We start from the raw sequence: 24,455 nt of genomic DNA, 5'->3' as shown, positions 1-24,455 counted from the left end.
CCCCGGTCAAAGGAGGCTATATGTCTTCTATTAATGAGTCTTACACTGCTCGTAAATGCCTTGTTCTTTTAACACTTTAATAAGTGTTTCTCCCATAACAGATGGTGTTTCAGCTACTTGGATACCGCACTCATTCATTGTTTTAATTTTTTCAGACGCTGTCCCTTTACCACCTGAAATAATCGCACCAGCATGGCCCATACGTTTTCCTGGAGGCGCTGTTTGACCGCCAATGAAGCCGACAACAGGTTTTGTCATATTTGCTTTTACCCATTCTGCCGCTTCTTCTTCTGCTGTACCGCCGATTTCCCCAATCATAATTACTGCATACGTATCTTCATCTTCATTAAACGCTTTTAATACATCGATAAAGTTCGTGCCATTCACCGGGTCACCGCCGATACCAACAGCTGTTGATTGGCCAATTCCAGCTTCAGAAAGTTGGTGAACAGCTTCATATGTTAATGTACCAGAACGCGAAACTACACCTACATGACCTTTTTTGTGAATGTACCCTGGCATAATGCCAATTTTACATTCTTCCGGTGTAATAACACCTGGGCAGTTAGGCCCTACAAGACGCGTACGTTTTCCTTCCATATAACGTTTTACTTTTACCATATCTAATACTGGAATACCTTCTGTAATACAAATAACTAAATCTAAATCTGCGTCAACTGCTTCAATAATGGAGTCAGCTGCGAATGCTGGTGGAACATATACAACAGAAGCCGTTGCGCCTGTTTTTTCTTTCGCCTCGGCAACCGTATTAAATACCGGAACACCTTCTACTTCTAAGCCGCCTTTACCCGGCGTTACGCCACCAACAATTTTTGTTCCATATTCTAACATTTGCTGTGTGTGAAAAAGGCCAACTCCGCCTGTAATTCCTTGTACAATTACTTTTGTATCTTGATTAATAAATACGCTCATTCCTATCCCCCAGCCTTTCTATTTCACTAGTGAAACGATTTTTTGTGCGCCGTCTGCCATAGATTCAGCAGCTGTGATATTTAAGCCTGATTTTTGTAAAATTTCTTTTCCAAGTTCAACGTTTGTTCCTTCTAAGCGAACAACTAATGGAAGGCTTAATCCAACTTGTTTTGTTGCTTCAACAACACCTGTTGCAATAACATCACATTTCATAATTCCGCCGAAAATATTAACGAAAATACCTTTTACATTTTGGTCAGATAAAATAATTTTAAATGCTTCTGTTACTTTTTCAGCAGTTGCGCCGCCCCCAACATCCAGGAAGTTAGCAGGGTCGCCTCCGTAATGCTTAATAATATCCATCGTTGCCATCGCTAAACCTGCACCGTTTACCATACAACCGATATTACCGTCTAGTGAAATGTAGCTTAAGTCGTATTTAGATGCTTCAATTTCTTTAGCATCTTCCTCTTCAAGGTCACGATATTCAAGAATATCTTTTTGGCGATACAGCGCATTTGAATCAAAGTTTAACTTCGCATCCAATGCCATAACGTCTCCGTCACCTGTTACAACTAGAGGGTTAATCTCTGCAATTGAGCAGTCTTTTTCAACAAATACTGTATATAAACCTGTCATGAATTTAACTGCTTTTCCAACTAATTCTTTTGGAATATTAATATTAAATGCAAGTCTGCGAGCTTGGAATGCTTGTAAACCAATCGCAGGATCTACATATTCTTTAAAGATTTTTTCAGGCGTTTTTTCCGCCACTTCTTCAATTTCAGTTCCACCTTCTTCAGAACCCATCAATACAACTTGAGACGTTGCACGATCAAGAACTAAACCGATGTAGTATTCTTTCTTAATATCGCATCCCTCTTCAACTAACAAGCGCTTAACTTCTTTTCCTTCAGGGCCTGTTTGGTGCGTTACGAGGGTCTTTCCTAAAATATCTTGTGCATATGTACGAACTTCATCTAAGTTTTTTGCTACTTTGACACCGCCCGCTTTACCGCGTCCACCAGCATGGATTTGTGCTTTCACCACTGATACTTGTGAACCTAATTCCTTTGCTGCTTCAACTGCTTCTTCAACAGTAAAAGCTACTCGACCGTTTGGTACTGCAACCCCATATTTTCTGAGTAGTTCTTTTCCTTGATACTCATGGATATTCATTTCCCATCCTCCTAACATAATCAACCACAAAACTATACTGCACAAAATAGACTGCGCTTTCATTGTATAAAAATAATTGTCTAATTGTCTACTATTCTAGTGAAAAATATTGAAATAATAAGAAAATTGATATTTTTATGGAGATAGTACTTAACCATACCTTATGAAGTAGATGAGGCTCTGCGGACGTTAAACGTGTGGTTGATCATGTAAATCAACCTTCATAACTAAAGCACACTGAGAGGAAAATAATTTACGAATTTTTCCCGCTGCAATATCTCCGCTTACATAGGCTATATTCTTTTTAAGCCTAGAATCCCGCATTGAAACATGCGCTAAAAAGCAGAGATATGCTCGGGTATCATGTTCTAGTTTACTTGGTTTTTTATCGGTGCAAAAGATCGGCGGTGTTCTGGCAAAATTCCATATTGTTCGATTGCTTCTAAATGTTGTTTTGTTCCATATCCCATATGTTTTTCGAATCCGTATGCAGGATAGCGTTCACCAAGTTCTTTCATCATTCGATCTCGCGTCACTTTTGCAATAACAGAACTTGCAGCAATTGAAATGCTTGTAGCATCGCCTTTAATGATTGACTGCTGCGAAATAGGCACCGGCAGCTTCATCGCATCAATGAGCAGTTCATCAGGCTGAACTGCCAGCAGTTCAATGGCTTCAGTCATTGCCTTTTTTGTTGCTTCGTAAATATTAATAGAATCAATGACCTCTGCGTCTATAATCCCTATACCGATAGCGACAGCTTTTTTACAAATTTCTTCATAAAACGCTTCTCGCTTTGCTTCTGATAACTTCTTTGAATCCGTCAGACCAGGGAGAAAAAAATCGGGAGGCAAAATAACAGCAGCTGCTACTACCGGTCCTGCTAACGGTCCCCTTCCTACTTCGTCTACTCCGGCAATATAAGTTGCTCCTTGCCTATATAATTCATTTTCATATGCCATCATTTCATCAAACTGTTGCTTCAAGCGCTCAGCCGCTTCAAATTGCCTTTGTTTTTGAATAATAACCTGCTGCACACCTTTACGCTCATCTTGCGCATATGCCTTAAATAAAGCATCTTCCGGGCTTCTCACTTGCTTTAGTTCCTCTTTTATTTCCTTAATACTCTTTTTCATTAGCTCCACCTTCTTTATATCAACATTTTCACGCGGCACTTTCACATAAAAAACGCCTCATGCTGAAAAGGCAGAGGCGTTTTTTGCTTCAGTTCGCAATGTGTTGCTTACAGCTGTTGTTCAGCTTCACTTGGATCATCAAATGTAAAGGTGCCAATTTTATCCGTTCGAATTTCTCGAAGAACAAGCTCAGCTGTTTTATCGTAATCCACCATGCCGCCACCCATTAAACAGCCGCGGCGCGACCCAATTGCATCAAAAAGCTCTACAATGTCTTCAGGGATTTCATTTAAATCATAACGCTGCTTTAATTGTTCTGGGTAATGGCTAGTTAAGAAGCGCAGCGCATAAACAGCGACATCTTGCATATTTAAAATGGTATCTTTGATAGCACCCGTTGTCGCAAGCTTATATCCAACTGTTTCATCTTCAAACTTAGGCCACAAAATACCTGGCGTATCAAGCAGCTCTAGCTCGTTTCCTACCTTAATCCACTGCTGTGCCTGCGTCACACCTGGACGATCTCCCGTCTTGGCGATTTTTTTGCTGGCAAGGCGATTAATTAGCGTTGATTTACCGACGTTAGGAATCCCTACAATCATCGCACGGATAGCGCGGGGTTTTTTAACTCCTTTTGCGCGCATGCGGTCAAACTTCTCTTGAAGAAGTTCTTTAGAAGACGAAACAATTTGTTTCATTCCTTTACCTGCTTGTGCGTCAATAGCTAAGGCATAAATACCTTGTTCTTTGTAATAATCTAACCACTGCTGAGTGACGCGCGGATCCGCTTTGTCCACTTTATTCAACAATACGATTCTGGGCTTGTTCACAATAATCTCATCAATCATTGGATTTCGCGATGATTGCGGAATGCGTGCATCAACCAGTTCGTATACAATATCAATCAATTTTAGCTTTTCAGTTACTTGTCTTCTGGCCTTGGCCATATGGCCAGGAAACCATTGAATTGTCATATTTTACTCACCTTTTATATTTTACTTTGCAAAACGCGCTTCTTTAATCGGCCAGTATACGGCACTCGTTTTACCAAGCACCTTGTCCATACTCACAAAGCCAATCTGACGGCTGTCTTTACTGTAGCGTCGATTGTCTCCCATCACGAACAAATAGCCTTCTGGCACGGTCTTTTTACCCGTTACGTCTTCTAGTTTAAAATCTTCGGTTAAATTACCGTCAATCACTTCTTTTTTATACTGATCTAAATAGGGCTCTTTATAAGCTTTTCCATTTACATATAGCGTATCATTTCGATACTCAATATGATCACCCGGCAGTCCGATAATACGTTTTATGTAATCTTTTTCCGCTGTAGCATGAAAAACAATAATATCAAAGCGATCAGGATCACCAATCTTATAGGAGAACTTATTTACAATCATTCGATTTTGGTCATGCAGCGTAGGCATCATAGAAAGTCCATCTACTACAATCGGTGCAAACAAAAAATAGCGAATTACAACAGCTAACAGTACGGCAATGGCGATTGCTTTTATCCATTCCCACAGTTCATTTTTCTTTCGAGCCATCTTCAGTCCTCCAACTCTTATGTCATACCTTTATTTTAAACGATAATGTTTGAAACGCCTAATAAATAAATAGAATAAAAAAATGATGACTTGTACGTCTATTTTTCACTGTCAGAGAACGAATCGTTCTAAAAAAACATTTGAAAAAAGGAGCTTGTATAAACAAGCTCCCCTTTACTATTATCGAATTTCTTTAATACGCGCAGCTTTACCACGTAATTCACGTAGGTAATAAAGTTTCGCACGGCGTACTTTACCGCGGCGCATTACTTCGATTTTTGCAATTTTTGGCGTATGAAGTGGGAATGTACGCTCTACACCTACACCGTAAGAAATCTTACGTACTGTAAATGTTTCGCTGATACCACCGCCACGACGCTTAATAACAACACCTTCAAATACCTGAACACGTTCACGAGTACCCTCAACGATATTTACGTGTACACGTACAGTATCACCAGGACGGAACGTAGGAAGATCTGTTTTTAATTGTTCTTCTGTAATCTCTTCGATTAATTTTTGCATCGCGTGTTTCAACTCCTTCCAACAGACGCTCATACCAATGCTTTTCAATCATTGCAGCGGAACATCGTTATAGGTGACCAGACATCTGCCCAAGCCACAAAATCTATCTTAGCACACTCTTATACCGTATGCAACAGAGTTTATGCATAAATTTTATGGATTTATGAAAGGTTGTTTTCCTCTTTTAATTGAGCTACTAGTTTCTTTTGCTCTTCCGTTAGCTCCATCTTTTCAAGCATATCCGGTCTTCGAAGCAACGTGCGCTTTAAAGACTCTTTTTGGCGCCACTGTTCAATTTTTTTATGATTTCCTGACATAAGTACTTCAGGAACTGTTAAGCCTCTAAAATCAGCAGGACGCGTATAGTGGGGGTGCTCTAGTAAACCTGTACTGTGTGAGTCTTGTACAGCTGAATGATTATTGCCAAGCACATCAGGAAGCAGGCGAACAACGCTATCGATCACAACCATTGCACCAAGCTCTCCTCCAGTTAATACATAGTCACCAATTGAAATTTCATCAGTTACCAGCTGCTCACGAATTCGTTCATCATATCCTTCGTAATGACCGCAAATAAAAATTAAATGCTCTTCTGCTGCTAGTTCTTCTGCTTTTGCCTGTGTATAGCGTTCGCCCTGCGGACAAAGCAAAACTACCCGGGGCTTCTTAGCTGTTTCAGTCAGCTTTTCTACAGCGTCAAAAATAGGCTGAGGTGTCAATACCATTCCAGCACCTCCGCCGTAAGGATAATCGTCCACATTTTGATGTTTGTTCGTAGAATATTCTCGGAAATTAACTACATTCAGTTCAACCGCATTTTTTTCCTGTGCTTTTTTCAAAATTGATTCACCAAAAACACCGTCAAACATAGAAGGAAATAGCGATAGTACATCAATTTTCATTAGTCCAATAACCCTTCCATTACTGTAATAACAATCTCTTTTTCCTCTATATCAATAGATTGTACAACGTCGTCGATGTAAGGAATAAGAACTTCTTTTCCGCCTTTTTTAACGACCCACACATCATTAGCTCCCGGCGTTAAAATTTCTTTGACCGTTCCTACCTCTACTCCGTCTTCTGTTTTTACTGTACAGCCAATAATTTCGTGGAAATAAAATTCACCGTCTTCTAAATCCGTTAGCTGCTCCTCAGGAATTTTCACTTCGCAGTTTTTGTACTGCTCAACATCATTTACGTTGTGATAGCCTTCGAATGTAAGCAGATCAAAATTTTTATGCCTGCGATGGCTTGCTACCGTTACTTCCACCGGCTCGCTTTGCTTTTCTTTGAAGATATAAAGTTTATTTCCTTTTTCATAGCGCTCATCAGCAAAATCCGTAGTTGATACAATACGAATTTCTCCTTTTACACCATGGGTATTCACAATTTTTCCAACCTTAAACCATTTCATGCTTCTTCACCTCTATCTAATCTCAACAACTTTGCTATCTTTTATAATAATTGTTTTACTTTCTTTTATCTTTTCCCAATCATCGCCGATTTTTACCTCTACTAAGGCATCCAGTTCCGTTTCAACGAGTTCGCTCCCTAAAGGAAGCTTTTCTAATTGCGTCAGCTGAAAGTTCAACACTTCAATTTTTTCAAGGCGAGCGGATTTTTCTTTTTCAAATTGACTATGTAATAAAGAAGAACCTTTATTGGCTTTTTCCATGTGCTTTAACTGAAATTTCAGCTGTTCCATTTCCTTTTCAAGCGCCTGCTTGCGGTTTATAAAACGATTTTCAAGATCTTGTTTGCTTGCTTCAGTTAACACTTGTTTCACAACCACTTTTTGAATAATGTTCAAAACGTTCCCTCCGCCCTCAAGATAGTGACCTTGTGCTTTTTACATGCATATTGAAATAGCTGCTTCTTGCTCGCAAAAGACTTACTGTGATCAAAACGTTCATCTTATCATAACATAAAAAAAGGGGGAGGTTATCCCTCTCCCTTTTTGATTACTCTTGAATTTTCACATACACTTTTTTACCTTGCTGTGATGCTGCTGCATTCACAACAGTTCGAATCGCTTTTGCAACGCGGCCTTGTTTGCCGATTACTTTGCCGACATCTTCTTGGTGAACAGTAAGGATGTAAGTCACTTGACGTTCATCTTCTTGTTCCTCCACTTTAACATCAGCTGGATAATCAACAAGCGGCTTTACAATTGTTTCGATTAGTGATGTCATCTCGAGTGAAATTATTTTCCTAATTTAGCATTATGGAATTTTTCCATGATGCCTTCGTTAGAGAAAAGGTTACGAACTGTATCAGATGGTTTAGCACCATTTTGTAACCATTTAAGAGCTAGCTCTTCATCGATTTTAACTTCAGCTGGTTGAACTACAGGATTGTAAGTTCCAACTACTTCGATGTAACGTCCATCACGTGGTGAACGAGAGTCTGCTGCTACGATACGATAGAAAGGAGATTTTTTAGCTCCCATACGTTTTAAACGAATTTTTACTGCCATTTTATAAAGCACCTCCGAATATGTTTCAACAAGATAATATAATATCAAATAGGTAAAATGTTTGTAAAGGTTTTTTTCTTAACACTAGAAAAATATTTTATTTTCTTTGGTTTTTTCAGTTCAAATCAAGCATTTTATCATGAAAAGAATGGAAGTTTCATACCCTTTTTCTTGCCTTTTGACATATTTGTCATTTGTTTCATCATTTTTTTCATGTCTTCAAATTGTTTAAGCAAACGATTGACTTCTTGTACAGAACGTCCGCTTCCTTTTGCAATACGCTTTCTTCGACTTGAATTAATGATTTCAGGGTTTGTTTTTTCCGCTTTCGTCATCGAACGAATAATTGCTTCTACATGATTAATTTGCTTTTCATCAACCTGCAGGTTTTTGAGCCCCTTTACTTTATTGGCGCCCGGAAGCATACCAATTAGCTCATCAAGCGGTCCCATTTGACGCACCTGAGCAAGTTGATCTAAAAAGTCATCAAATGTAAATGACTGCGTGCGCAGCTTAGCTTCAAGCTCTTTTGCCTTTTCAGCATCTACATTTGCCTGAGCCTTTTCGATAAGCGTCAGCACATCACCCATACCTAAGATACGGGAAGCCATACGCTCTGGGTGGAATGCTTCAATAGCATCCATCTTTTCTCCAAGACCGACAAACTTAATTGGTGTATCAGTTACTGCACGAATAGAAAGCGCTGCACCACCGCGCGTATCGCCGTCTAGTTTCGTTAATACAACGCCAGTTAATCCTAATTGCTTATTAAAGCTATCCGCAACGTTTACTGCATCTTGACCCGTCATCGCATCGACAACAAGGAAAATTTCGTCTGGGTTAGAAAGCTCTTTGATCTGTTCTAACTCCTCCATTAGATTTTCATCAACATGCAAACGTCCCGCTGTATCAATTAATACATAATCGTGATGCTCTTCTTTCGCATGAGCAATAGCTTGTTTCGCAATCTCCACAGGACTTACTTGATCACCTAATGAAAAAACAGACATGCTAAGCTGTTTCCCTAGTGTTTCAAGCTGTTTAATAGCTGCCGGACGATAAATATCTGCTGCTACAAGCAATGGATTACGGTTATATTTTTTACGTAATAAATTGGCAAGTTTACCAGTTGTTGTTGTTTTACCTGCACCTTGAAGTCCAACCATCATAATTACAGTTGGAGCTTTTGGAGCTACTGCAATCTTGCTTTGCTCTCCGCCCATAAGTGCAGTTAATTCTTCTTGTACAACCTTAATAACTTGCTGTCCAGGCGTTAAGCTCTTAAGAACGTCTTGACCTACAGCACGTTCGCTTACGCGCTTAACAAAGTCTTTTACTACTTTAAAGTTTACATCGGCTTCTAAAAGGGCAAGTCTAACTTCACGCATCATTTCTTTAACATCAGCTTCGTTAACTTTTCCTTTTCCTTTTAACTTTTGCAGTGTGCTTTGCAAACGGTCGGCTAATCCTTCAAATGCCATATACGCCGCCCCCTAATCTAATTTCTCGAGCGAATCAAGAAGAGAAGAAAGCTTACTGTTCTTGTGTAAGTCGGCTGCAAGTTCGTCTTTCAGTTGTTGAACAATTGATTGACGCTCTTGAAACCGTTGAAATAACAATAGCTTTTCCTCATATTGTTCAAGCATTTGCTCTGTACGTTTTATATTATCATAAACTGCTTGACGACTCACATCAAATTCTTCCGCTATTTCACCGAGGGAATAATCATCCAAGTAATAAAGTGACATATAACTTCTTTGTTTGGGCGTCAACAGCGCCTGATAGAAGTCAAATAAGTAATTCATTCTTGTTGTTTTCTCGAGCATATGCACGCTCTTTTCAACCATCTGACCGCCCCCTTGTTAAGTGAAAAGCCTTTACATGTTATTAGTTTAACTAGGCGAAGTTTGAATGTCAAGTTTTTTCCTTAACACCTCACATTTTTCCACTTAAAAGAGATGGAAACATAACTAAATTACTTCAATTTAAAGACGACTAAATATGAAACCTGCGTCCACCCTACTAATAAAAAGATCCGAACGATTAATCGTTCGGATTTCCTTCAACGAAGATACTTTTATCCCAGCCTCTTTTTAGATTACGCCTCTTTTTCTGTTTCTTCTTCTACAGCATTGGCAAATAACCCATAGATATATTGCTCCGTGTCAAACGGCTGAAGGTCGTCTACTTTTTCTCCAAGTCCAACGAATTTAACAGGAAGCTTCAGTTCGTTTCGAATGGCAAGAACAATCCCGCCTTTAGCCGTACCATCTAGTTTTGTTAACACAATTCCAGTCACGTTCGTTGCTTCTGAGAATGTTTTAGCCTGACTTAAAGCGTTTTGACCCGTCGTCGCATCAAGTACGAGAAGCACTTCATGCGGAGCACCAGGAATTTCTCGCTCAATAACACGCTTTACTTTCTCTAATTCTTTCATTAAATTCACTTTGTTTTGAAGGCGACCTGCTGTATCACATAATAAAACATCTGCTTTTCGAGCCTTGGCTGACTGAACAGCGTCATACATGACAGCGGCAGGGTCAGAGCCTGCAGATTGCTTAATAACATCAACACCAACGCGTTCTCCCCATACTTCTAACTGCTCAATCGCACCGGCACGGAACGTATCTCCTGCCGCCATTACGACTTTTTTGCCTTCTTGTTTGAATTTATGTGCAATTTTCCCAATTGTTGTTGTTTTCCCAACGCCGTTTACCCCTACAAACAAAATAACCGTTAAATCATTTTGCTGCATATTTAATTCACCAATCTGCTCTTCACCAGATTCATAAATATCAATTAATTTCTCAGAGATGACAGCCTGTACATCTTGAGGGTCCTTAATATTACGGCGTTTCACTTCCGATTTTAAGTCATCAATTAAATCCAACACGGTAGCCACGCCGACATCAGCGCTAATTAAAATTTCCTCTAATTCCTCAAAAAACTCTTCGTCTACTTGACGATAGCGAGACACTAGATCATTCACACGTTCCGAAAAAGAATTGCGTGTTTTTGATAGTCCATCTTTAAATTTTTGTGTAACAGAATCCGTTTGCATTGTAATTTTTTCTTTTAATTTCTTAAAAAAGCTCATTCGTACCACCCTTTCATTCTATGAGTTAAACATATTGCTTTGATTCTTCTAAACGAACAGAGACTAATTTCGATACGCCAGATTCTTGCATTGTCACACCGTACAGTACGTCAGCTTCTTCCATTGTACCTTTTCGGTGAGTAATAACAATGAACTGTGTTTGATTACTAAATTTGCGTAGATACGTAGCGAAGCGATGAACGTTCGCTTCATCAAGCGCCGCTTCCACTTCATCTAGCACACAAAACGGCACCGGACGTACTTTCAAAATAGAAAACAGGAGGGCAATGGCTGTTAACGAACGCTCGCCGCCTGACAGCAACCCTAGATTCTGCAGTTTTTTCCCAGGAGGCTGGGCAACAATTTCCACTCCTGTATTTAATAAATCTTTCGGATCTGTTAATTTCAAATCCGCTTTTCCTCCTCCGAATAGTGAAGAGAACACTGTACCAAATTCATTGCGGATACGAGAGAACGTATCAGAAAAACGTTTCTTCATTTCCTCGTCCATTTCTTCAATCACTTGATACAGGGTATTTTTCGCTTCGTCGAGGTCAGCTCGCTGCGTATTTAAAAATTCATAGCGTTCTGAAACGCGTTCGTATTGTTCGATAGAACCTAAGTTTACGGTTCCTAATTCATCAATTGCCAGCTTAATGAGCTTGATTTTTTTCCTTGCTTCTTGAATATCTAATGTTAAAGGATACTTTTCTTTTGCTGCTTCAAAGCTAATTTCGTACTCTTCTGTCAGCTGCTGGAGACGGCTGTCTAGCTCTACGTCAATTCGATTGATTTTGACTTCTTCATCTTTTAAAGCATCCGTAATTTGTTTGTACTGACGCTGGAGCTCTTTTACAACCCTTTCTTCGTCTTCAAGCTTATTCTGGGCTTTCAACCGCTCTGATCTGCAGTCATCCATTAATTGTAACGTTTCTGTCTTTTCTTTTATTCGCTCATGCGCCGCTTCTTCGAGCTGAAGTTCACCCGAGTCGTTGCTTGTGATTTCACTCGTTAAAAGAGAAAGATCATCTGTAGCTTCAGACAAACGCTGAATGGTTTGATCAAGCTCAAAGCACACTCTTTCGTATTTTTCTTGCTGATTTGTGAGGAACTGTTCTTTTTTCGCAAGAAGCACTTTTACTTCTGTAAGCTCATGTTGAACCGTTTCTTTAGACGTTTGCTGTGTATGCTTGCGTGCTGCTAACTCTTCAATGTTTTTCTCTAATACATTTGCCTGCTGCTGATTTCCCTGCAAACTCGTATGCAGCTCATCAATTCGAGCGGACAAGCTTGTTTGATCTTGTCTAAAGCTAGCAATATCATGATCATACATGGTTAAGCGGTCATTCACTGCTTTTTCTTCGATGTCAATTTGCTTTACTTCTCGGTCAGATTCCTGCTCTTTGTCTTTCAAGCGTTCCACAAATGCCTGCTGTTTATTAATTTCCTGTTGAAGCTCTTCAATCTGTGACTTTTTATCTTTCACATCTTGCTCGAGCACAAGCGTCTTTTGTTCCATCTCTTCTATTTTTGCCGTAATGGCTTCCACTTCACGCTGACGGCCTAACAAAGAGTTGGACTTTTGCTTCATTGAACCGCCTGTCATCGAACCACCGGGGTTGACCACATCCCCTTTAACGGTCACAAAACGATAGCGATGCTGCACAAGGCGGGCAAGTTCATTCGCGCCTTTTAAATCATTGACAACAATAACGGTTCCAAGCAAATTTTTAATAACTCGGTCGTAAGTAGCTTCGTATTTAACAAGAGATGAAGCGATTCCTACATACGCTTCGTGACTCTCTAGCATAGAAATAGTTTGAGCCGGAACATAACGGTCTTTTACAGACGTCAGTGGTAAAAATGTAGCTCTTCCGTAACCGTTTTGTTTCAAAAAGCCAATTGCCTGACGGGCACTTTGTTCGTCTTGAACGACAATGTGCTGAGCTGCTCCTCCAAGCGCAATTTCAAGCGCTGTTTCATACTCTTTTGGGACATTAATTAGCTCAGCAATGGCACCTTTAATACCTGCAAGCTTCCCATCACGCGCTTTTAGTACTTCTTTTACACCGTGAAAATAACCTTCATAGTCTTCTTGCATCTCTTCAAGCATTTCTTTTCGTGATTTTGTCTGTTGCACGTACTGATAAGCTTGATAAAGCGTAGACTCTTGTTTACGATAGGCTTGCCTTAATGACTCAAGCTTCTCTTCTTGCTGCTTATACACTTGTACAGCCTGCTGAAGCTCTTGACGAAACTGAGCGAGCCTTTTGATCGCCGCTTCTTTTCGCTGCGTTAATTCACGGCGCTGTTGGACGTATTGCTCGTTGGATTTTGTTAAGCGCTGCTCTTTTTCAAACGTTTGCATTTTTTGCTGCTCTAAAAATGAAATTTCATTTCGAGCGGATGTTTGAGCGTTCGCTAATTCAAAATATTCGCTTTTCATCTGTTCAAGTTTTTCTTCTAGATTCTCACTGTACTGCCTGAACAACTGTTCCTGCTCAGTAAGCTTCAGACGTATCTCTTGCACTTCTTTTTGAGATTGCTCAAGATCTTTTCCTTCGCTGTCTTTTGCTTTACTTAACTCTTGATGCTTATGAGTATACTCTTTTACTAAACGTTCCAGCTGCTCTTTATTTTGAAAAGCATTTTTCTTACGCTCTTTTAATACTTCTTTTTTGCCTTCTAGCTTTTCTACTTCTTCACTTACATATAGTAGTTTTTTATGTAAAGAGTCTAGCTGTTCATCAATTTGCTGAATATGCGAACGAAGGGTCTGGATTTCTCCTTCACGCGTGCGAATATTCGTCGCGAGAGATTCTTCAAGCTGCTCGTGCTGAGCCATTTCAGCTTTTAATTTTTCCCATTTCTGATGAAGATCTTCAACTTCAAATACCGTAACAGCCACATCAATGTGCTCTAATTCTTCTTTTTTCTGCAAATAATCTTTTGCAATAGACGATTGAATCTGTAAAGGCTCTAACTGACCTTCAATTTCATGAAGAATATCTACTACTCGATTTAAATTTTCTTGCGTTTCGAGAAGCCGAAGCTCCGCTTTTCGTTTACGCGTTTTGTATTTTAATACACCTGCTGCTTCTTCAAAAATTTTACGGCGCTCGTCAGATTTACTGCTTAGTACTTCTTCTACTTTTCCTTGACTGATAATCGAAAAAGCTTCTCTTCCAAGTCCTGAGTCCATAAATAAATCGACAATATCTTTTAAACGGCACGGCTGGTTGTTAATAAAAAATTCACTGTCTCCTGAGCGGTACACGCGCCTTGTGATACTAACTTCATGATAATCAAGCGGGAGAAACTGGTCATCATTTTCCAAAGTCAGCGTTACGTCAGCCACGTTTACCGCACGGCGTGATTCGCTTCCTGCAAAAATAATGTCCTCCATTTTCCCTCCACGAAGCGATTTGGCTGACTGTTCTCCAAGCACCCAGCGTATAGCATCCGTAATGTTGCTTTTTCCGCTCCCATTCGGTCCTACTACCGCCGTTACACCTGGCACAAAATCTATCGATACTTTTTCTGCAAACGATTTGAACCCTGCAATATCTAATCGTTTGAGGAACATAGAAATCCCCCCTCACACATGTAATCTTTTCATAGCAAATCCCCCTTTATAACGAATGCGTTAAGAGGGGGATCATTTTATTTCGTTTGACTTGCTCTAATTTTCGTAATAGCTACTTGAGCTGCTTTTTGCTCTGCTTCTTTTTTCGAACGGCCTATACCAACGCCGAGCTCTTCACCATTTAACGATACGCGAGATAAGAATTCGCGATTATGCGCTGGACCTTTTTCTTGCAAAACTTTGTATTCTAATTGTCCAACTCCATCACGTTGAATCACTTCTTGAAGCTGGCTTTTGAAATCCATCACATGAGAAAAAGCACCTTCATTAATTTTTGGAAAGACAACTTTTTTTAGAATTGTTACTACCGTATCAAGCCCTTGGTCTAAATAAAGAGCTCCGATAAATGCTTCAAACACATCGGCCAGTAAAGCCGGTCTAGATCGGCCGCCCGTCATCTCTTCACCTTTTCCAAGTAACACTAGTTTACCAAAATCCATTTCATTTGCAAAAGTAACAAGCGACGGTTCACACACAACTGCTGCACGAAGCTTCGTTAACTCACCTTCACTCATCGTTGGATACTTTTTAAATAAAAATTGTGATACGGTTAGCTCTAATACGGCATCTCCTAAAAACTCAAGACGCTCGTTGTCTTCATACGGTCTTCTGCGATGCTCATTCACATAGGATGAATGTGTAAATGCTTGAAAAAGAAGCGCTTCATTTGTAAACTGAATACCAATTTCCTTTTGAAACTCGGCAAAATTTTGCTTGAATTTCACGTTCATCTTTCGATCTCGATTTGAATATTGTTTAGGCATAAAATACCTCCGCTTACCTGCTTCAATTGTTTCGTAGTTTTTCCCTACCATCTCTCATTATAAAACGAGGTATCCTAAAAGATACACTACCTTTTCAAAAAAAAGAGGTCTTTTTTTGAAATTCTTAAAAAGAAGAGAAAGCCCCGCTGTTTAACGGGGCTTTTCATACATATACTACAGATTAAATTTGGCTCTGTATGTAATTAACTGCATCTCCTACAGTTGAAATTTTTTCAGCTTCTTCGTCAGAAATTTCAATATCGAATTCCTCTTCAAGCTCCATTACAAATTCAACTACGTCTAGAGAGTCAGCACCTAAGTCTTCTTTGAAACTAGATTCTAGTTTCACTTCACTTTTGTCTACACCAAGACGATCAACAATGATTGTTGTTACGCGTTCTAGTACCTCTGCCATTGTTCTTCACCTCCCCTCAAGTCATTATAGATGATTTCCATCTAAAATACTATGGTTGAATAATAAAGTTTATCGGTCGCCTAGTAAACGTCCCTTTGTACTTTATCACCAAATTGCACTTTTCGTAAAGTGCCTTTTTTACATCACCATTCCGCCGTCAACGTGAATCGTTTGACCCGTAATATAACGGCTTGCATCTGATGCTAAAAACGCAACTGCGTTCGCAACATCCTCAGGCTGGCCAAAGCTTGCAAGAGGAATTTGCTTTAACATTTCCGCCTGAACTTCTTCATTCAATTTATCCGTCATGTCTGTTGCAATGAAACCTGGAGCAACTGCATTCACTGTAATATTGCGGCTTGCTAATTCTTTGGCAGTTGTTTTTGTTAAACCAATCACGCCTGATTTTGCTGCTACATAATTTGCTTGTCCAGCATTACCGCTGACGCCGACAATTGATGAAATGTTAATGATGCGTCCTGCGCGCTGCTTCATCATTTGACGAGTAACCGCTTTTGTACACAAAAACACGCCTTTTAAGTTTGTATTAATAACATCATCCCATTCGTCTTCTTTCATACGCATAAGAAGATTATCACGTGTGATGCCCGCATTGTTTACTAAAATATCTACTGAACCAAATGTAGAAATCGCTTCTTTTATCATTGCTTGTACAGAATCACTTTCTGCCACATTTGCTTGTACAGCAATTGCATCCGTTCCTAGTCCTTTAATTTCATCCACAACTTCAAGAGCTTTCGCTTCGCTTCCAGAATAGTTTACAACTACTTTAGCACCAAGCTTTCCCAGCTCAATTGCAACGGCACGACCAATTCCGCGAGAAGCGCCTGTTACAACTGCAACTTTCCCTTGTAACATGTTATTCTCCCCCTTTTAGTGCGTCAATCGTTGATTTTAATGATGTAAGATCATTAACAGCGTAAACAGCCGCACGGCGATTTACTTTTTTCACAAGACCTGATAATACTTTTCCTGGTCCAATTTCAACAAATGTATCTACACCTTCTGCAAGAAGTGTCTCAACTGTTTCTTCCCATCTCACTGGAGAATACAGTTGTTCCACTAGCTTGTTTTGAATATCTTGACTGTCAGTAACCGGCTTTGCTGTTACGTTTGCTATGACTGGAACTTTCGCATCGCTAAAGCCCACTGTTTCTAGCGTATCACGTAATTTTTCAGCAGCTGGCTTCATTAAACTAGAGTGAAACGGACCGCTTACCACTAGAGGAATCACGCGTTTTGCACCTTTTTCTTTGGCAAGAGCTCCTGCTTTTTCTACGCCATTTACCGTACCTGAAATAACAATTTGACCCGGACAGTTAATATTTGCAAGCTGAACAGCGTCGCCTTCGTTTGTAATTTGAGCGGTAACGGCTTCTAAATCTTCCGCAGACATGCCAAGCACTGCTGCCATTGTACCTTGACCTGCTGGTACAGCTTCGTCCATATAGCGACCTCTTTTGTGAACAGCCACAACAGCATCTTTAAACGATAAAACCTCAGCAGCCACAAGCGCACTGTATTCTCCTAGACTGTGACCCGCAACAAAATCGGGTGTAATTCCGCTCGTTTTAAACGCTTCAAGCAGCATTGTACTCGTTGTTAAAAGAGCAGGTTGAGCGTGATAAGTTAAAGTCAATTCTTCTTGAGGCCCTTCAAAAATAATGTTTGAAAGACTGAACCCTAAAGCTTCGTCAGCTGTATGAATCAGCTTTTTTGCTTCCTCTGTTTCATCATATAAATCTTTTCCCATACCAACAGTTTGTGACCCTTGGCCTGGAAAGATAAAAGCAATTTTTCCCATTTCTTATCTCTCCTTTTCTTCATTAGCAGTTTGTTCGATTGCTTTTTGAATAGTGGAAGACACATTGTTTTCCACCATATTCACAGCTTGCTTAATCGCGCTAAATACTGCATTCGCATCCGACGAACCGTGCGCTTTGATAACAGGCGCATGCAATCCAAACAGCCCTGCTCCTCCATATTCACTGTAATCCATTTTCGCTTTTAAACCCTGCAGCTGAGGCTTGAGTACCGCTGCGGCTAACTTGCTTTTTAACGTGCTCATTAATTCTTGTTTAATCATTGAAAACAAGGAAAGCGCCGTTCCCTCAATGCTCTTAAGAGTCATATTTCCTGTAAAACCATCTGTTACAACCACATCGGCTACGCCGTTTAGCAAATCACGAGATTCCACGTTGCCTACAAAATTGAGATCAGCGTTTTTTAGTAGCTGAAAAGCTTGTTTGGTTAAGTCATTTCCTTTTTTATCTTCAGTTCCAATGTTCAACAGTCCCACTCTAGGAGCTTGAATGCCGCGTACTTTTTCGGCATACACCGACCCCATCACAGCGTACTGGAGCAAATGTTCAGGCTTGGCATCAACGTTTGCACCAACGTCTAGCATTAAAAAGCCTTTTCCATCTAGTGTCGGAAGCGTCGGAGCAAGTGCTGGACGTTCAATGCCTTTGATGCGACCTACAATAAAAAGTCCCGCTGTCATTAACGCACCTGTGTTTCCTGCTGAAATACAAGCATCAGCACGACCTTCGGCTACTTCATTTGCCATTAATACCATAGATGCTTGTTTTTTACGGCGCACAGCTCGCACTGGCTCATCAGTTGCATCAATGGTTTCTTCTGTATGAATAATTGAAATACGATCTGAATTTGTTAAATGCTTTTTTATTTCTGATTCGTTTCCAATTAACGTAATATGTAATTCTTTAAATTGAGCAGTAGCTTTTTCTACACCTTCAATAATGGCTTTCGGTGCATGATCTCCGCCCATTGCATCAATAGCTAGTTTCATGTTGGGTCTCATCCTTTTTATTATTTATCCTTTGTAGAACGATACATTTTAAAAGTGCCAGAGAACACTTGCTCTTGCCCTACATAGCTGTTTACCTCAACGGTGGTTCGCACTTCACTAGTTGACAGAACTTTCGCTTTTGCTATCACTCGCTCATGAAGCTTCACAGGGCGATGATAACGGATCGACGCATCTGCTGTGAGCGCTAGTTCGTTGTTAATAACAGCGACAGCTAACGAATTAGCTTGCGCAAAAAGGTGGTGACCACGAGCAATTTGATTACGCTGAAACACATGCTCTGTTTTCACATCAAAAATAGATATCGCTGATTGATCTAGTTCAATGTCGATAACTTCTCCAATTACTTCTTCAATCGGAAGCGAACGCACTTCCTCGTCTAGTTGTTTTGAAGCTACATGCTTAATACGTTCTCGCAGTTCAGGAATCGACAACTCTAGGCGGTCTAATCGAATTGTTTGAACGCTCACTGAAAAACGGTCTGCTAGTTCTTCATCCGTAATAAATGGGTTTTCTTCAATTGTCGTTTTTAATAGCTGCTGTCTTTCTTTTTTACTGCGCTTCATTGTCCACCATCCGAACTTTTAATACTAGGTACTAATAGCAGTATATAATCATTGCCTTCTAATTGCAACATTTTTCACATGCTGTATTCTGTGCATCACACTATGGATATTCATGACTATTAACAGCCGCTAAAAGTATCTACATACATGAAACCGACGTTCACCCTACCAATGAAAAAATCCGAACGAGTTGGATTCTTCATCAAGAATCTCGATTCATCGTTCGGATTTCCCTTCAACTAAACTACTTTCAGCCTCTTTTACTAATCAAATTTTTCTCCAGTTAATACGCCCGTTGCTTCTAATTGTATTCTCAGCAGTGCAAACTGATCTTCTGTCCAAAAGCTGTCGGAATTTACAAGCTTAGCAGCATCTTCTCGAGCTACTTCAAGCGCACGGTAATCGTGCACCATGTCTGCTACTTTAAACTCAGGCATCCCGCTTTGCTTTCTACCAAAGAAATCACCAGGCCCACGAAGCTCTAGGTCTCTTTCTGATAATACAAATCCATCGTTTGTTTCCGTCATGATGGTCATTCGTTCTTTTCCAACTTCTGATTTGGGATCCGCGAGCAGAATACAATACGACTGTGCATCTCCTCGTCCTACGCGTCCTCTTAGCTGATGAAGCTGAGATAACCCAAAGCGCTCTGCATCATAAATGACCATCACGGTTGCATTCGGAACGTTCACTCCTACTTCTACAACCGTTGTGGATACTAAAATCTGCACGTCATTTACGCTAAACTGTTTCATCACTTCTTCTTTTTCATCAGGTGACAATCTTCCGTGCATGAGACCAACGCTTGCTTTTCCATTAAAATAGTGAGTGAGTGTTGCATGCACATCAATTGCATTTTGAACATCCAGCTTGTCCGATTCTTCAATCAATGGACAAATAACATAAGCTTGTCTGCCATCGTGTATTTCTTTTTCAACGAAATGTAAAATACGTTCAAGCATATCATGTTTTACCCAGTACGTTTCAATAGCCTTACGTCCTGCTGGCATTTCATCAATAATGGACACATCCATTTCTCCAAACACCGTAATAGCAAGGGTTCTTGGAATAGGAGTCGCCGTCATAAACAGTACATCCGGACTTTCTCCTTTTTCACGTAAAACCCGGCGCTGTCCAACTCCAAAGCGGTGCTGTTCATCCGTAATGACGAGCCCTAAACTATTATATATAACTTCGTCTTGAATTAAGGCATGTGTACCTACTAATACATGAACATCTCCGTCTCTCACTCGCTGAAGCAGCTCTCTTCTTGCTTTTCCTTTAACAGACCCTGTTAGCAAGCCTACGCTGATGCCTACCTTTTCAAGCATCGCAGTTAATGACTCTGCATGCTGTTCAGCTAAAATTTCAGTCGGTACCATTAAAGCACCTTGATGTCCCGCTAAAACAGTGGCGTATAAAGCAACCGCTGCTACGACTGTTTTACCTGACCCTACATCACCTTGCAGCAAGCGATTCATGCGATAAGGCGATTTCATATCGTGCGTAATTTCGTTTACTACACGTTTTTGAGCGCTTGTTAACGGAAACGGCAGCAAGTTCGTGAAGTTTACCAGATCAGTTGAATCAAATGCTTGCTTCATTCCAGGCGTTTCTTCTCTTTCGCGCTTTCTCAGCGCCTGCATTTTTAATTGAAAAAGTAGAAATTCTTCATAGACAAATCGACGTCTCGCTTGTTTTAAATCTTCATGATCACGAGGTAAGTGAATACTTCTAACCGCTTCTTCACGCGTTACTAGTTTGTACCTAGAACGAATAGAGGCCGGGAGCATATCCTGAATGCTGCTGCCATAATTCTTCAACGCAAGAGAGACGAACTTCCGCATTCCTTTGACCGTTAAGCTGCCTTTAACTGAGTAAACAGGCTCAATCGTTTGATTTTTAACAAACGGAGAAAATTGAAGCTCCTGCAAGTTAATCGTTTGCCGATGCTGATCCCATTTCCCTGTAACCGTAACAGTTTGATCGATTTCTAACTTTGATTTATAGTAAGGGCGATTAAAACAAGTAACCGTAATCAAATAGCGGTTTACTAGCAGCCGAAACGTAAGGCGCGAACGTTTTTTGCCGTAATACGTAAGCGAGGGGACGCTGTGAACCTTTCCTTCTACGGTGACCTTTTCGTCGTGCTTTGCTTCAGCCAAATCTTTTAACTCATAATCTTCATAGCGGTATGGGAAATGTTCTAACAAGTCATGCACACTGTGAATATGCATATCCTCTAATGCTTGTGCTGTTTCATCTCCAATACCTTTAATGGTTTTAATTGAAATAGTTGTTAGTTCATTCACTTTTATTTAATGCAATACCAAAGATCTTCGCTTCAAGCTCGCGACCTGTTGGTGTTGCCGCTAAGCCTCCTTGTGCAGTTTCTCGTAATGCAACCGGCATTGTTTGACCAATTTTATACATAGCATCAATGACTTCATCACATGGAATACGACTTGTAATGCCTGCTAAGGCCATATCTGCTGCAATCATTGCATTCGCCGCTCCCATTGCGTTTCGTTTCACACATGGAACTTCTACTAGCCCCGCTACTGGGTCACATACTAATCCTAGCATATTTTTGAGAGTAATTGCCATTGCTTCAGCTGCCTGACTAGGTGTACCTCCTGCCATTTCAACGATCGCTGCAGCTGCCATACCTGAAGCTGAACCAACTTCTGCTTGACATCCGCCTGCTGCTCCTGAAATAGACGCATTATTGGCTACAACAAACCCAAAAGCACCTGATGTAAATAAAAATTCAATCATTTCTTTACGAGTGGGATTTAGCTTATGTTGCACTGCAAACAGCGTTCCTGGCACTACCCCTGCAGATCCAGCAGTAGGCGTTGCACAGATTGTACCCATTGCCGCATTTACTTCGTTTGTCGCTACAGCTTTGCTAACTGCATCTAAAATTAAATTTCCAGATAAAGATTTTCCGCTTTGAATATAGTTTTGAAGCAGCACTGCATCCCCGCCTGTTAAACCTGTAACAGACTGTACCCCTTTTAAACCGCGTTCAACCGCTTCTTCCATAACCGTTAAGTTCCGGTCCATTTTTTCCATGATTTCTTCACGAGTAACTCCCGTGATATCTATTTCCTGTTGAATCATAATCTCTGCAATTTTCACATTTTGACTTTCTGCTAATTCTACTAGTTCTGCTACATTTCGAAACATAGTAACCTCCGCTATTATTCTGTCTTATTTTCACTTTAGAACCATATATAATTATTCGATTTATTCTCCCAGGCCTTTCCTATTCAACCATTCTTGTTACTTGAATAATGTGAGGCAATGTTTTTAACTCTTCAATTACATCATCTTCAATATTCGTATCCATTTCAATTGCCATAAGCGCTACTTCGCCGCGCTCTTTGCGAGATACTTCCATATGTCCGATATTAATTGAATGTTTCATCAAAATATTTGTAACGGTCGCAATGGCACCAAATCGATCATTATGCACAACGAGAATAGCTGGATTCATGCCTGATAAATTTAATTCAAATCCGTTAAGCTCCGTAATTTGAATTTTTCCTCCGCCAATTGAAATTCCAACAACTTCAATTCCCTTTAATCCGTCGCTCATTTTGATGCGAGCAGTATTCGGATGATCGGTGATTGCCGCTTCCTCAACAAATGTGACGTCGATTCCTTCCTTTTTAGCTAAGTCCAAAGACTCCGGAATACGCTGATCGAATGTATCAAAATCTAAAATACCGCCAATCAACGCTACGTCTGTTCCGTGCCCTTTATACGTTTGCGCAAAAGAACCGTACAATGAAACCACAACTTTTGTGGGCTGCTTACCAAAGAGTGTTCGGGCAACGCGTCCAATACGCGCTGCACCAGCCGTATGTGAACTAGATGGTCCAATCATTACCGGACCAATAATATCAAAGACAGATTTATATTTCATAAGGATTTTCCCCCTGCTATTTAGACATTGTTATTACTTATATGTTACTTGAGCTTTTGACTTTTTGGAAGCTTTGTTTCACGCTCTTAAAAAATTTAAAAATTCTCATTTTTATTAGAGATTCACGCACAAAAAAAGCGGTGTATTTATCCATAAAAATAGGATAAGCACACCGCTTTTTTTGCTATGTTATGCAGGAAAAGATGAATTACTTACGCTGCTTCTTGCTCTGAAGCTACATCGTCTACTGTTTTAATTTTAAAGTTTTTAAAAACAACTGAACCTATAAACCCAGCTAATGCTCCCGCTAGTGCACAAAGTACTGCACAAATTGTGACCTTCATAGGGTCATTAAACCCAAACATCACTGCAAGTCCTGCGATTGGCGTTGCCGTGCCTGCAGCATCATTTACTAATCCGAACAGAGCCACAACTACACCCGCTAGTGCCCCTCCAACAAAGTTGGTAATGTAAATAGGAATTGGATTGGCTGAAATAATATTTGCTTGTGTTAAAGGTTCAACTGCAACTGAAATGGTTGTACGACGATCCCCAATTTTTAATCGATCAAACAGCACATAGTTCATGAAAGAAGAACCAAACACAGCAAGAGCTCCAATCGCCATAGGCAATCCCGTTAACCCTAGCATAGCCGTTAAAGCCATTGAGCTAAGCGGAGCCGTTGCTACTACTGTAATAACTCCCCCTAAAATAATTCCCATCAAAATAGGGCTAGCACTTGTTGTATCTTTAATAATTCCTCCAATATTTAAAAGCGTCGCATCTACAATAGGTGAGAATGCATTACCAATTAATCTTGTTAAAGGTGCTGCAATTAAGATATTGCCTAATAAATCTAGACCAGCAGGTGCCTTTTTCTCAATAAATTTCACTACAAATGCCATGAGGTATCCCGCAAAAAATCCAGGGAGCAAGCCTAGTCCTGAACACACCACGCCCATCATAAGAGCATATACAGGAGATACTCCTAACGCCAAAGCAACTAGTGCAGCTGCTGCAACTCCTCCCATTCCTCCTGCAGCCTTTCCAACTTCACCTAAGAATGAAATACCTAGTAAATCTCCTCCTACATATGACTGAAAGGCCTCTACGAGAAACGCAGCCACCGCTCCGCTTGCCAGAGCCCCCATCGCTTTCATGCCATAAGGTGCCTTGTTGCTAAACAACCAAAATAAAAATAAAACTAATAACAATAAACCTGTTCCTTTTAAAATATCCACTGTTGCCTCTCCTCTCATGCTGTTTTCTTTCACATTTGACTCAATCAGTTTTCAAAACTACCATACAAACGGGTTCTTTTCAACTAATATACCTAATATGCCGAACGATTACAACATGTAAAAATAAAATAGTTCGTATTTAACT

At 40.2% G+C, this 24,455-nt stretch carries 25 protein-coding genes; all 25 read right to left on the bottom strand.

The window, feature by feature from the left end; all coding sequences use genetic code 11:
- Positions 1-30 precede the first annotated feature (30 nt).
- The gene (gene sucD / locus ACXAE4_RS06925; RefSeq protein WP_013058889.1) at positions 31-933 is read right to left on the bottom strand and encodes a succinate--CoA ligase subunit alpha; all 903 of its coding nucleotides are present in this window, start codon (positions 931-933) and stop codon (positions 31-33) included.
- 18 nt (positions 934-951) lie between these two features.
- A complete protein-coding gene (sucC, locus tag ACXAE4_RS06920) occupies positions 952-2,112 on the bottom strand; it encodes an ADP-forming succinate--CoA ligase subunit beta (protein WP_013058890.1) in 1,161 nt (386 codons plus the stop codon).
- Positions 2,113-2,480: 368 nt separating this feature from the next.
- On the bottom strand, positions 2,481-3,248 hold the full coding sequence (locus tag ACXAE4_RS06915) for a ribonuclease HII (protein ID WP_033579775.1): 768 nt from the start codon (positions 3,246-3,248) through the stop codon (positions 2,481-2,483).
- 107 nt (positions 3,249-3,355) lie between these two features.
- A complete protein-coding gene (ylqF, locus tag ACXAE4_RS06910; RefSeq protein WP_025750333.1) occupies positions 3,356-4,222 on the bottom strand; it encodes a ribosome biogenesis GTPase YlqF in 867 nt (288 codons plus the stop codon).
- 21 nt (positions 4,223-4,243) lie between these two features.
- Positions 4,244-4,795, bottom strand: coding sequence for a signal peptidase I (gene lepB / locus ACXAE4_RS06905; protein WP_013058893.1), 552 nt, complete (start codon positions 4,793-4,795; stop codon positions 4,244-4,246).
- Between the two features lie 180 nt (positions 4,796-4,975).
- Positions 4,976-5,320 (bottom strand): 50S ribosomal protein L19, encoded by a 345-nt coding sequence (gene rplS, locus ACXAE4_RS06900; protein WP_475235719.1) that lies wholly within the window; start codon positions 5,318-5,320, stop codon positions 4,976-4,978.
- Positions 5,321-5,481: 161 nt separating this feature from the next.
- Positions 5,482-6,222 carry a tRNA (guanosine(37)-N1)-methyltransferase TrmD gene (trmD, locus tag ACXAE4_RS06895; RefSeq protein ID WP_014458419.1) on the bottom strand — a complete coding sequence of 247 codons (741 nt, stop codon included), beginning with the start codon at positions 6,220-6,222 and terminating at the stop codon, positions 5,482-5,484.
- Complete coding sequence (rimM, locus tag ACXAE4_RS06890; protein WP_028411442.1) at positions 6,222-6,734, bottom strand: ribosome maturation factor RimM; 513 nt, start codon at positions 6,732-6,734, stop codon at positions 6,222-6,224. The genes trmD and rimM overlap by 1 nt, the downstream gene beginning before the upstream one ends.
- A gap of 12 nt (positions 6,735-6,746) precedes the next feature.
- Positions 6,747-7,130, bottom strand: a complete 384-nt coding sequence (locus ACXAE4_RS06885; RefSeq protein ID WP_013058897.1) for a YlqD family protein — start codon at positions 7,128-7,130, stop codon at positions 6,747-6,749.
- Between the two features lie 151 nt (positions 7,131-7,281).
- Complete coding sequence (locus tag ACXAE4_RS06880) at positions 7,282-7,512, bottom strand: KH domain-containing protein (RefSeq protein WP_013058898.1); 231 nt, start codon at positions 7,510-7,512, stop codon at positions 7,282-7,284.
- An 11-nt stretch (positions 7,513-7,523) separates the two neighbouring features.
- Positions 7,524-7,796: a 30S ribosomal protein S16 gene (rpsP, locus tag ACXAE4_RS06875; protein WP_013058899.1), complete on the bottom strand. Its 273-nt coding sequence runs from the start codon at positions 7,794-7,796 to the stop codon at positions 7,524-7,526.
- Between the two features lie 137 nt (positions 7,797-7,933).
- The gene (ffh, locus tag ACXAE4_RS06870; protein WP_028411443.1) at positions 7,934-9,277 is read right to left on the bottom strand and encodes a signal recognition particle protein; all 1,344 of its coding nucleotides are present in this window, start codon (positions 9,275-9,277) and stop codon (positions 7,934-7,936) included.
- Positions 9,278-9,289: 12 nt separating this feature from the next.
- Positions 9,290-9,622 carry a putative DNA-binding protein gene (locus ACXAE4_RS06865; RefSeq protein ID WP_025750337.1) on the bottom strand — a complete coding sequence of 111 codons (333 nt, stop codon included), beginning with the start codon at positions 9,620-9,622 and terminating at the stop codon, positions 9,290-9,292.
- 272 nt (positions 9,623-9,894) lie between these two features.
- A complete protein-coding gene (ftsY, locus tag ACXAE4_RS06860) occupies positions 9,895-10,893 on the bottom strand; it encodes a signal recognition particle-docking protein FtsY (RefSeq protein ID WP_013058902.1) in 999 nt (332 codons plus the stop codon).
- A gap of 25 nt (positions 10,894-10,918) precedes the next feature.
- A complete protein-coding gene (gene smc, locus ACXAE4_RS06855; RefSeq protein WP_165635186.1) occupies positions 10,919-14,479 on the bottom strand; it encodes a chromosome segregation protein SMC in 3,561 nt (1,186 codons plus the stop codon).
- A gap of 77 nt (positions 14,480-14,556) precedes the next feature.
- Positions 14,557-15,303 (bottom strand): ribonuclease III, encoded by a 747-nt coding sequence (gene rnc / locus ACXAE4_RS06850; protein WP_165635185.1) that lies wholly within the window; start codon positions 15,301-15,303, stop codon positions 14,557-14,559.
- Between the two features lie 181 nt (positions 15,304-15,484).
- Positions 15,485-15,718, bottom strand: a complete 234-nt coding sequence (gene acpP / locus ACXAE4_RS06845) for an acyl carrier protein (RefSeq protein WP_013058905.1) — start codon at positions 15,716-15,718, stop codon at positions 15,485-15,487.
- Between the two features lie 138 nt (positions 15,719-15,856).
- A complete protein-coding gene (gene fabG, locus ACXAE4_RS06840; RefSeq protein WP_013058906.1) occupies positions 15,857-16,597 on the bottom strand; it encodes a 3-oxoacyl-[acyl-carrier-protein] reductase in 741 nt (246 codons plus the stop codon).
- Position 16,598: 1 nt separating this feature from the next.
- Complete coding sequence (gene fabD / locus ACXAE4_RS06835) at positions 16,599-17,543, bottom strand: ACP S-malonyltransferase (protein WP_274862960.1); 945 nt, start codon at positions 17,541-17,543, stop codon at positions 16,599-16,601.
- A 3-nt stretch (positions 17,544-17,546) separates the two neighbouring features.
- Positions 17,547-18,551 (bottom strand): phosphate acyltransferase PlsX, encoded by a 1,005-nt coding sequence (plsX, locus tag ACXAE4_RS06830; protein WP_028411446.1) that lies wholly within the window; start codon positions 18,549-18,551, stop codon positions 17,547-17,549.
- Positions 18,552-18,571: 20 nt separating this feature from the next.
- Positions 18,572-19,135 (bottom strand): transcription factor FapR, encoded by a 564-nt coding sequence (gene fapR / locus ACXAE4_RS06825; protein ID WP_013058909.1) that lies wholly within the window; start codon positions 19,133-19,135, stop codon positions 18,572-18,574.
- Between the two features lie 263 nt (positions 19,136-19,398).
- Positions 19,399-21,447 (bottom strand): ATP-dependent DNA helicase RecG, encoded by a 2,049-nt coding sequence (recG, locus tag ACXAE4_RS06820; protein ID WP_028411447.1) that lies wholly within the window; start codon positions 21,445-21,447, stop codon positions 19,399-19,401.
- Entirely contained in the window at positions 21,440-22,327 is an 888-nt protein-coding gene (gene sdaAA, locus ACXAE4_RS06815; RefSeq protein ID WP_013084817.1) for an L-serine ammonia-lyase, iron-sulfur-dependent, subunit alpha, read from the bottom strand. Before sdaAA ends, recG begins: the two co-directional genes overlap by 8 nt.
- Before the next feature lie 79 nt (positions 22,328-22,406).
- Positions 22,407-23,069, bottom strand: a complete 663-nt coding sequence (gene sdaAB / locus ACXAE4_RS06810) for an L-serine ammonia-lyase, iron-sulfur-dependent subunit beta (RefSeq protein WP_165635183.1) — start codon at positions 23,067-23,069, stop codon at positions 22,407-22,409.
- A gap of 212 nt (positions 23,070-23,281) precedes the next feature.
- Positions 23,282-24,310: a PTS sugar transporter subunit IIC gene (locus tag ACXAE4_RS06805; RefSeq protein ID WP_016765419.1), complete on the bottom strand. Its 1,029-nt coding sequence runs from the start codon at positions 24,308-24,310 to the stop codon at positions 23,282-23,284.
- Positions 24,311-24,455: the final 145 nt, after the last annotated feature.

It is taken from the genome of Priestia sp. ABM2_011, assembly GCF_056158845.1.
Note: the sequence above shows the minus strand (reverse complement) of the source record. Positions and strands in the feature narration are given on the sequence as shown.